A 9,360-nucleotide genomic window follows, 5' to 3' on the forward strand; every position below is an offset into this window, starting at 1 on the left:
TCCGAAGGAGGGGCGAACGATGACGGTCACCTTCGACGACGCCGCGCTGCGCGCGCGCGTGGATCCGGTGCGTGCGCGGCAGGAGAGCCGTGAGCGTGTGACGAGGGAGGGGCGCCGGTTCGGCGTGGTGCTCGGTTCCGGCTGGGTCGTCTTCCAATCGGTCGTGCTGGTCGTCGGCGCCGGTGCACTCGCGGCCCTGGCCGTCGTGGCCGTGCAGTTCATGTTCGGTGCCGACGGCGCCGATCTGACGACCGTCGTTCTGGCTGTGCTGATGGTGCTGCCGCTCGCGGTCGGCCGCATCCGATCCCACCTCCGGGGTCCGCGCGAGCGGGAGATCGAGGAGTACCGCCTCGAGCAGTTCACAGCGGCGAACGGACTCACCTATCGCACCGGCGAACTCGACCCTGAGCGGCCGGCAGCGTTGTTCGGAATCGGCACCTCGCGAGTCGCCAGCGACATCGTCTCCGGCCCGTCCCCGCGCCCGTTCGAGGCCGCGAACTACTCGTTCGACACCTGGGTCGCCCGCGCGCGCATGCCGCGGGTCGCGAACTACGTCGAGTTCGCGCTGACCGGCTCGCTGCCGCCGATGGTCCTCGTGACCAAGTCACCCGCAGTCGCGGCATCCGGATGGGAGCCGACCGCGCCGCAGGAGCGCGTGCAGATCGAGGGCGACTTCGCCGCGCGCTTCGAGGTCTTCACGACGCGGGCGACGGAGGAGCCGGTACGTCATCTGCTCTCTCCGGACGTGCAGGCGGCACTGACGGCGGTCGCCGAGCGGTGCGACGTCGAAGTCGTCGGCGACCGGGTCTACGTCATCGCCCGACGGCACCTCCCGATGGCTGAGCCCGCGTACTGGGAGTGGATCGAGGATCTCGCCGCGCTGGTGTCACTGCTGGAAGTCCGCGGACGCGCGGAGCAGACGGCGGGTGTCACGGAGGCGGATCCTGCTCGTCGCACGCGGCGGGAGGCTTTGTTCGCCGCTCCCAAGGGCGGGCGGGCGGCGGCTGTCGGCTGTCTCGTCCCGCTTCTCGTAGGTCTCGTGGCCGCCGCCCTGATCACCAAGATCACGACGGGCTAACAGCGACGGGTCACCCTGGGATGGGGAGTTGTCCCCATCGACCGAAGGGTGATTCTCTTCGTAGAGTTTGCATAGTCGGGGCGATCAGATCGCCGCGACGGACACTTTCAGGGGGCCGGCTCCGCAGCCGGTCCCTTCGATCTGAACGTTTCATGAGGGGGACGGACGTGGGTGACGGCGTCAAGCTGAAGTACGGAGATCTCGAGCCGTTGCAGACCGAATTGAAGAACATCATCGAGGAGTTCGAGCACGCCGGTTCGCGCAGCAACGATCTCGAGAGCGCCGTGGGCTCACCCTACGGCGAGCGTGCGCTGCGTGATGCGGCATCCGACTTCGAGGGGCGCTGGGACGACCGCCGTAAGCAGCTCATGGATGATTGCAAGACGGTCGAAGAGTACGTGGCTGCGGTGATCAAGGGATTCCAGGATTTCGACCGTGACGCCGCATCCAAGTCCGAGAACAGCGGAGGCTGACCGTGTACGAGTACATGCCCATGACCTCGCCGGCGGGTCACCCGATCGGCGCTCTGACCGGTGATGTGGAGGCGATCCGCGATCGGGGGAACTCGCTGCAGGATCTCGCGAACGCGATGAGCAACTCCGCGACGCTGCTGCAGCGCCTCGTCGACAACGGCGCCGACATGCAGGGCGAATCCGTCGACAAGCTCGCCGAGATCTCCGGAAAGATGCACGCCGAGCTCGGCCGCGCAGCCGACCTGTACGACGCCGTCGCGCCGCACATCGTGCAGTATGCGTCAGACCTCGAGACCTCGAAGGCCGCGATCGATCCGATCCTCGACGATCTCGAGACACTGTGGGCGACGTATCAGCAGAAGAAGGATGCCGCATCGTCGGCGGCTGCGCAGAGCCCCGACTATCCGACGGGCGCGGATGCCGACGACGATCAGGCGCGGCAGGCGGCGGAGGACGCGCGTGACGACGCAGCCGAGGCCGCATCGGGGGCGGCGAGCAGCGCGCGCGGCGACTGGGATGCGCGTGCCGGTGACTACGATCGCGAGTGGAACAGCTGGCACACCGCGTTCACCAACGCGGCCAGCAACATCCGTGAAGACACCTCCGACAAGATCGAAGACGGCTTCTGGGACAACGTGGACGGCTTCCTGCAGTTCATGTCCGACTTCCTCGCCGTCGCCGGCATCGTTCTCGCCGTGCTCGCGATCATCGTGGGTGGCCCGATCATCGCCGCCCTCGCCGCCATCGTCGCGGTCGCCACGCTGATCGTGGCCGTCGCGCGGTTGGCGAGGGGCAAGGGGTCGGTCATCGATGTCGTTTTCGGTGTCATCGGGGTCATCCCGCTGATCGGTCCCGCGATCAAGTTCGCGCGTGGTCCGATGGCGATGATCCGCGGCGCGGATTTCGGCGCCGACGGCATGCGGTTCTTCAACGCCGTCGCCGGGCGGGCTCCTCTGAGCACGCTCAGCCAGATCCGCGGCGGATTCACGACGGGTTTCGGCGAGTTCTCCGCTCGACTGTTCACGGGCAACGGCGCCGCGTCGTTCGCCGCGCAGATGACGGGGGTGCAGACGCTCGACATGGTGGGCAACGTCTTCGCTTCGCATTTCGCGATCGCCGGCGGTATCAAAGACAGCGCGGGCGGTGCGTGGTCGGGCACATTCGACCCGGATCAGAATCCGTTCTCGTGACCGACAGCGACGCGAGTCGCCCCATGGAAGACTGAGACGATGAGCAGCCTGCGCGCGGAACTGACGGGAAACTCCGGAACGATGATCCCGCCCTACCGGATGCTCCTCCCTCCGGGATGGGAGGCGTTCGACCTCAGCGAGGCGACCGAACGAGACCTGATCCGTCGGGCGGACGCGCGCCTGCGGGGTGCGCAGAACACGACTTTCGGGCCCGTCCTCGCAGGAAAGGTGCACGAGGCCCTCGAGGGACTGCGGGCACGCCAGGGCTTCGCGTATGCCTTCGCGGGAGAGGCGGCGCCGTCCTGGGCGATCGGTGCGGCGACCCTGGTCGGGCTCAAGCGTTCCTCGACGCCCGAAGCGACGCTGGAGCAGCTCGTCGAAAGCGCGATCCGCCACCACGCCGGCATCGCCATCGGTGAGGGTCAGCGCATCGTGCGGTGGACCGAGCGCCGTGAGGTGTCCCTCGACGGGGAAGACGTCGCGTCGCTGCTGATCAACTACCTGATCCCGATTCCGGGAACGAGGCTCACCGAGGCGGTGCAATGGACGGCCACCGTGACGCATGAGGCCGACCTTCCCGCCGATCACCCGAACCTCACGCTCTGGACGGCACTGTTCGACACCCACGTCAGCACCTTCACATGGACGGTGCGCTGATGGACCTCGCCCTCTCGTACGCGCCTGATCGCATCATCCCGATTCCTGGCGAACGACTCTCACCGCAAGAGCAGGTGACGTGGGCGCGTCAGACGGCGGAGGACTTCGCTCGCGATGCCGGTGCGCACTCCACGGTCGCGGCGCAGATCGAGACCGCCCTGCTCGCGGTGGCGGCGCAGGCCGACGATGACCGAAGGCTCCTGCTCGTCGTGGGCGTCGATGGCGGGGTCGTCGCACCGCTGATGATCTCTGTGATCACGCATGAACTCTCGCGTCAGGAGCAGGCGGACTTCCTCTGGTCGAGCACCGCGATCCTGCCCGTCACGCCGAGACTCACCGAAACCGACGCACTCGGCACCGGGTTCTCCTCCACCCTCGCGCAGCGGGAGAACGGTCTCGACTTCGCGACGCGCCGCTGGATCTTCTTCGGTGAGGGTACGACCGTGTGCGCGATGCTCGGTCCTGTCGTGCCCTACGGGATGGCGTTCGTCGAGCCGTTCGCCGAGGCTGTTCTCACCACTGCTTCGCTCAGCGATTTCGTCCCGCGGTCCGACCCCGAGCGTCTCGAAGAGCTCGTCTCCGCCGTGGTGCGCCCGGGGGACGACTGGGTGCTGAACGGCTGACCCCGCCCCGACACGCATCGAGCCCTGTGCGGGGATGGGGAGTTGTCCCCATCGACGGTGTTCGCGGGCGCGCCGTAGGGTGGGTGTTGTTCGGGCCGGAGGGGTCCGGTTCTCTCGATAGGCGGAGGTGTGGACGATGGCCGATTTCGGTGCGTCTTATGCGGAGATGGAGCAGGTGGCGTCGTCGCTGTCGCAGGCTCGTGATGACATTCAGGGTCAGTTGGACACGTTGAAGGGTCAGGTGGACACTCTTCTGGGTGAGGACTTCAAGACGCAGCACGCGTCGGGGAAGTTCGGTGAGGGGTACACGGAGTTGACGACGGGTCTGAAGACCGCGGTCGACGGCATCAACGACATGTCCGAGTCGCTGCTGGGCATGATGCGGGCGATCCAGGACCTGGACCAGCAGCTCGCCGGCAGCTGACACACGGCACGGTTTCACGAAGAGGGTCGACCACGACGGTCGGCCCTCTTCGTCGTTCGCGGGCGTTTACTCTGGGGGCATGAGCGCGTCTGACGCTGTCGAGGAGTTCGAACGCGATGTGTTGGAGGCGAACGTGCCCCTGGCCGCGCTGCACGAGGCGGCGGGAGTCTCGGGTGATGCGCGGATGCGGGTGCTCGCGACTCACGTCGCGTTCCCGTCTTGGCCGGGAGTCACATCCGCGAGCGCGTTGAGACACGCGGCGCAGGAAGCGGAGATCACCGCGGCGCTGGACGAGTATGCGTCCTCCGCTCGCCCGTTGCTCCGACCGGCAGACCAGGAGCGTTGGGAGCTGCTGGTCGCCGAGATGCAGCGCCGGAGTGGCGAGGGATTCCTCGCCGACGAGCTCGGGCGCAGCGCGGTGGGAGCCTCACTCCTGCGCGCGAAGCTCGGCGGTGGTCCGCATCGGGTGCAGCAGCGCGCCGGTATCGACTGCGCATGCGGCTATGCGGTCGATGGCCTCCTGCCGCAGAGGCTGTGTCCGGAGTGCTGCGACGTGCTCCTGCGGCGCTGGGTAGCGGAAGAACGGCGGCTGCTTCGGGCGATGCCCGCGTATGCGGAGGACGTCGCCCAGGTGATCGACGACGTCGCCCAGCAGCAGACGAAGGTGTTCGAGAGCCACGGCGAGTATCTCGACTCCGAGGCCTTCGGCCGGAGGAAGGCCGGTGGACGACGCCTCGCCCGTCTGGGACGCAGACACCGGGCGGAGCTCGCCGGTGCCGATCTGCGACGGTGGACAAGCTTCATCGAGCCGCTTTCCCGTGCGTCCACGACGAGTCTGCGCTCCACGGTGCAGAAGGTGCACAAGCGTGGTCTCGGTGCGGCGGCGCTCACCGAACTCGGGGTGCGTGCAGACGCGGAGAGCATCAAGGCCTTCGTCAAGGATTCCGAGAAGCGCACGAAGAGCAGCAGGAGAGTGTGAGGCGCAGCCCGATGGGGAGTACTCCCCATCGCGTCGGGCGGAGCTTCCCCGTAACGTCGTAGCGTCCGGGAAGAAGGAGGGGGCCATGGCAGGCGAACGCATGCTCGTGCCGATCAGTGATCTGCAGACGACCAGCGAGAAGCTCGCGGCGATCGTGTCCGAGCTGGAGTCTGCGGCCGCGAAGCAGGACGACGTCGAGAACGCCGTCGGCAGGCCGTACGGGGACGGTCGCCTGAAGGACCGCTGCCACGACTTCGAGGGAAGCTGGAACGACAGCCGCGACAAGCTGCTGACCAAGCTCAAAGAGGTCGCCGATCGCGTCAAGGGCACGGTCGACGAGGTCACCAGCCTCGACAACGAGATGGCGACGTCGATGGAGCAGTCGGGGTCGGGGAACGCGCCGGGTGCCGGGCGTCAGCCAGCCGCGGTGTAGGGGGCGAGGCAGATGCAGACGAACAAGGGACGTGACGTCGAAGTCGTTGCCGGCGATGCCGTGGCGATCGCCGACCGGGGAACGAAGATCGTCGAGCTCGGCGACAGCATGGTCAGTGCCGCTGCGACGCTCAAGGGCATCAAAGACGGCTCCATCGATGGCGAGGGCTACGCGATGGACAAGATCAAGGACGTCGTCGACGACGTCCACAAGGATCTGGATGAGGCAGGGCGTCGGTACAAGCCGGCCGGGACCACGCTGAGCAGCTACGCGACGGCGCTCGAGACCGCCCAGAGCCGCATGCGCACGATCGTGGCGGACTGCCAGACGAGCCTCACCGAGCTGCAGACCGCGCAGTCGAACGCGGCCGATGCCGCCGACGCGCTCCAGGCGCACAACACCTCGACGCGGCTGAACCCACCGGCCGAAGAGGACGCGGCAGCGAACACGACTGCCGGCACGAATCTCGCGACCGCCGCCTCCGGTGCGGCGTCGACCCTCAACACCGCGGAGACCACCCACAACGACAACCTCGACGCGTTCGACGGCGAGTACGACAGCTGGCACACCGCCTACGAGACGGCCGTTTCGGGACTGACCGACGCGAACAAGATCGGCGAGGACTCCACGTGGGAGAACATCGCCGGTGTCCTCGCCGTGGTCGCGGAGTGGGTGAGCTGGATCGGCCTCGCGATCGCCGTGCTCGGACTCATCATCGGTGGTCCGTTCTTCGCGATCGCGGCTCTGGTGGTCGGGGTCATCGCGCTGGCGCTCACGGTCGCCCTGATGTTCGACGGCCGCAAGGGCTGGGGTGACCTCGGCTGGGCGATCGTGGGCATCCTGCCTGTGGGCAAACTCGGCAAGATCTTCTCCGGCAAGGCGAAGTTCGTAGAGGAGTTCATCGGTCAGTTCCGCAATCCGGTCCAGCAGATGACTCGATTGCGCGGTCTCGCCGGAACCGCTTCTCCGTGGCGGGGCATCGTCTCGCAGAACTTCGGCTCCTACGCGTCCGGTGTCTCCGGAGTCCGTCAGTTCGGGAACAACATCTTCGGCGGGCTCGGCGAGCGGTTCTTCTTCGGTGCCAACCGATCGTTCCAAGTCGCCTTCAACGACGCGGTGTCGTCGACCGGCCCGCGGTTCCAGGAGGTGCTGCGGGCGGCGCTGCCCGAAGGGCTCGCAAACGTTGCCAAGGCACCGACCAACTCGATGTTCGAAGCCGCGTGGAACACGTTCAAGTGGTCGGACCGAGTGGTGGGGCTCACCGGGAACGGCAAGCCCTCTGGTGGGTTGTCGCCCGCCGGGCTCGTCAACGGGCTGCTCTGATGGCGGGAGACGCGGGATTCGTCTGGGACCTCGACTTCGACGCCGCGTGGTTCGTCCCGCTTCCCGGAGTGGACGGGAGCCAGATCGGTCCCGATGCGGCGGCTGCCTGGACCGACGCCGCCCTCGCGAGGTTGCCCGATGCCGCGACGTCCGATCCGCAGCGCGCTGCGCTGCTGCGCGCGACCGCTGGCGCCCTGCTTTCGCAAGCCGAAGAAGGTGTCACCCGATTGTGGTTCGCTCCGGAGCGAATGTACAGCGATCTCCTCGTTACGATCACCGTGTCGCGAGCATCGGGGCCGGGGAGCGCAGCGAATGAGGAAGTCTTCGACGGCGACCGGTTCTCCGCTGGATTCGATGTGGTGCCACTGCAGACCGAGACGCATGGCAGCGGCTTCCTCCTCCGGCGCTCCACGCAACTCGAAGGGGAACAGCCGCTGTTCATCACGCAATGGACCGTGCGGCTGAACGACGGCACGTGGAGCATCCTTGTCGATACGCTGGGGACGACCCTTCCCGCCTTCGTCCTGTTCGAGGAGCAGCTCATGCGCCTGATCCCGGGGATCCGACTTCCGCGGACGGCGGCGGTCGAACAGTGAGCAGGTACGACCTCCTCGGCGTCGAAGCGCAGCTCTTCGAGCAGTATCCGGCGTTGGCCGATCGCCACGAGAAGGCGGCTCGAGCGGGCTCCGAGCATATTCGTGGTCTGATCGAGCGAAGCGACGCGGCACGCGGGGGCGATGCCGACGCGTTCGCCGAGCATGTGGCATCCATTCAGCGCTCGGCTCTTGCGAGTTACGCAGCCTCGGTCCGAGGGATCGTGTCTGTCGAGGACATGGTGCGGTGGGTGCGCACCCGCGACGCGTTGAGGCTGAGCGCATATGACTCGCTGCTGCGCGAGGTCGATGCGCCTGGAGCGGCGTCTCTGCTCGATGCCCTGGAAGCGGTGCACGACAGTGGCGATGCATCGGGCGGCCAGGCGACGCTGGATCAGGCGCTCGCAGCCGTCGCGGATCGCTGCATCTGCGGATACGCCTCCACCCGCAACCTCCCGAAGCGCACATGCTACGTCTGCGCGCAGGCGGTGACGGCGGTGTGGGATGCGGAAGAGCAACGCGTGCTGCTTCGCCTGCCGGCGTTGCGAGAAGCGGTCGACGGGGTGCTCGATGCGCTGGTCGACCGACTGGCGGAGATCAAGCTGGATCCCGCCACGGAATGGTCTGTCGTCGAGCATGAACAACGGAAGGCTCGGCATCGTCTCACGCGACTGAACCGCGCTGCGCGTGGTGAGATCTTCGACGAGATGCTGACGAATTGGCGTGAGCTCGCCACCGCAGCCTCGCACGACTCTCGACCGATCGCTCGATCGGTGGCGAAGGGAGCCAAGCGCTCCGGGCTGGGGACGGCGCGTCTCAGCGCGATCGCGCTCCCCGGCAATGCCCTCGTCGAGTCACGCGCGAAGAAGAGAGCGCAGCAGCGGTGAGCGAGATGAACGATCTCGGTGTGGAGTTCCGTTACGGCATCCCCGCCTTCCGCCTGGTGCTGCCTCCGGGGTGGGCCACGCATCTGCCCACGAATGCGGGCCAGCAGGAGGACGTGCGCAAGGCCAGTGCGATCTTCATGCAGGCCGGGCGCCCCGATCTCGACGCCGAGTTCCGCACGATGATGGCGCAGGCCAATCAGGGTATGCGCCGCACCAAGGTGTTCGCGATCTATCGGCAGGAAGACGTGCCGATGGAGGAGCTCCTGCCCCTCTCGATAACGGCCTCCGCCCTCGACGCCCCCGACGGCGAGAATCTCGACGGCTGGGTGACGGAGGCCTTCCGCCTCCGCGGCGCCGTCTTTCTCGACGAACACCTCCGGCACATCGTCCGCTGGTCCGCCGAGGCAACGCGCCCCGCGGGTGCGCCTGCGATCGACGGCGTCGGCGGACGCACCGTGACGTACATCATCCCCGTGCCGGGAACGCTGCGTCGCAAGGCGCTCGTGTTCACGTCTACCATCGTGATCCCGGACGGCGAGGTGATCCCCGCCGAGGTGCTCGACGGCATCGAGCTCCTCAGCGACGCCATGATCTCGACCTTCGCGTGGGAGCAGCTGGCCGAGGAGCCGGCGGTTCCCGTCACCGCCGAGCAGGCGCCGACCGACCGCCGCTGACTGGTGTGCGGGGATGGGGAGTTGTC

12 protein-coding genes are annotated in these 9,360 nt (G+C 67.4%); all 12 read left to right on the forward strand.

Annotated features, from left to right (window positions below):
- The first annotated feature begins 19 nt into the window (after positions 1 to 19).
- Positions 20 to 1,078 (forward strand): hypothetical protein, encoded by a 1,059-nt coding sequence (locus GLO27_RS10795; protein WP_029259846.1) that lies wholly within the window; start codon positions 20 to 22, stop codon positions 1,076 to 1,078.
- Between the two features lie 152 nt (positions 1,079 to 1,230).
- Positions 1,231 to 1,551 carry a flagellar protein FlgN gene (locus tag GLO27_RS10800; RefSeq protein ID WP_136023789.1) on the forward strand — a complete coding sequence of 107 codons (321 nt, stop codon included), beginning with the start codon at positions 1,231 to 1,233 and terminating at the stop codon, positions 1,549 to 1,551.
- A 20-nt stretch (positions 1,552 to 1,571) separates the two neighbouring features.
- The gene (locus GLO27_RS10805; RefSeq protein WP_029259845.1) at positions 1,572 to 2,741 is read left to right on the forward strand and encodes a hypothetical protein; all 1,170 of its coding nucleotides are present in this window, start codon (positions 1,572 to 1,574) and stop codon (positions 2,739 to 2,741) included.
- 39 nt (positions 2,742 to 2,780) lie between these two features.
- Positions 2,781 to 3,398 (forward strand): hypothetical protein, encoded by a 618-nt coding sequence (locus GLO27_RS10810; RefSeq protein WP_167254867.1) that lies wholly within the window; start codon positions 2,781 to 2,783, stop codon positions 3,396 to 3,398.
- A complete protein-coding gene (locus tag GLO27_RS10815; protein WP_136023791.1) occupies positions 3,398 to 4,021 on the forward strand; it encodes a hypothetical protein in 624 nt (207 codons plus the stop codon). Before GLO27_RS10810 ends, GLO27_RS10815 begins: the two co-directional genes overlap by 1 nt.
- A gap of 136 nt (positions 4,022 to 4,157) precedes the next feature.
- Positions 4,158 to 4,445: a WXG100 family type VII secretion target gene (locus GLO27_RS10820; protein ID WP_028501988.1), complete on the forward strand. Its 288-nt coding sequence runs from the start codon at positions 4,158 to 4,160 to the stop codon at positions 4,443 to 4,445.
- A 79-nt stretch (positions 4,446 to 4,524) separates the two neighbouring features.
- Positions 4,525 to 5,424, forward strand: a complete 900-nt coding sequence (locus tag GLO27_RS10825) for a hypothetical protein (RefSeq protein WP_167254869.1) — start codon at positions 4,525 to 4,527, stop codon at positions 5,422 to 5,424.
- Between the two features lie 85 nt (positions 5,425 to 5,509).
- Positions 5,510 to 5,857, forward strand: coding sequence for a hypothetical protein (locus GLO27_RS10830; RefSeq protein WP_021200029.1), 348 nt, complete (start codon positions 5,510 to 5,512; stop codon positions 5,855 to 5,857).
- 12 nt (positions 5,858 to 5,869) lie between these two features.
- A complete protein-coding gene (locus GLO27_RS10835) occupies positions 5,870 to 7,180 on the forward strand; it encodes a hypothetical protein (protein WP_021200028.1) in 1,311 nt (436 codons plus the stop codon).
- Positions 7,180 to 7,776, forward strand: a complete 597-nt coding sequence (locus GLO27_RS10840; RefSeq protein WP_021200027.1) for a hypothetical protein — start codon at positions 7,180 to 7,182, stop codon at positions 7,774 to 7,776. The genes GLO27_RS10835 and GLO27_RS10840 overlap by 1 nt, the downstream gene beginning before the upstream one ends.
- Complete coding sequence (locus tag GLO27_RS10845; protein ID WP_167254871.1) at positions 7,773 to 8,660, forward strand: hypothetical protein; 888 nt, start codon at positions 7,773 to 7,775, stop codon at positions 8,658 to 8,660. The genes GLO27_RS10840 and GLO27_RS10845 overlap by 4 nt, the downstream gene beginning before the upstream one ends.
- Positions 8,657 to 9,334, forward strand: a complete 678-nt coding sequence (locus tag GLO27_RS10850) for a hypothetical protein (RefSeq protein WP_029265876.1) — start codon at positions 8,657 to 8,659, stop codon at positions 9,332 to 9,334. The genes GLO27_RS10845 and GLO27_RS10850 overlap by 4 nt, the downstream gene beginning before the upstream one ends.
- Positions 9,335 to 9,360 lie beyond the last annotated feature (26 nt).

The organism is Microbacterium sp. Be9 (assembly GCF_011754135.1).
Classification (GTDB): domain Bacteria; phylum Actinomycetota; class Actinomycetes; order Actinomycetales; family Microbacteriaceae; genus Microbacterium; species Microbacterium maritypicum_A.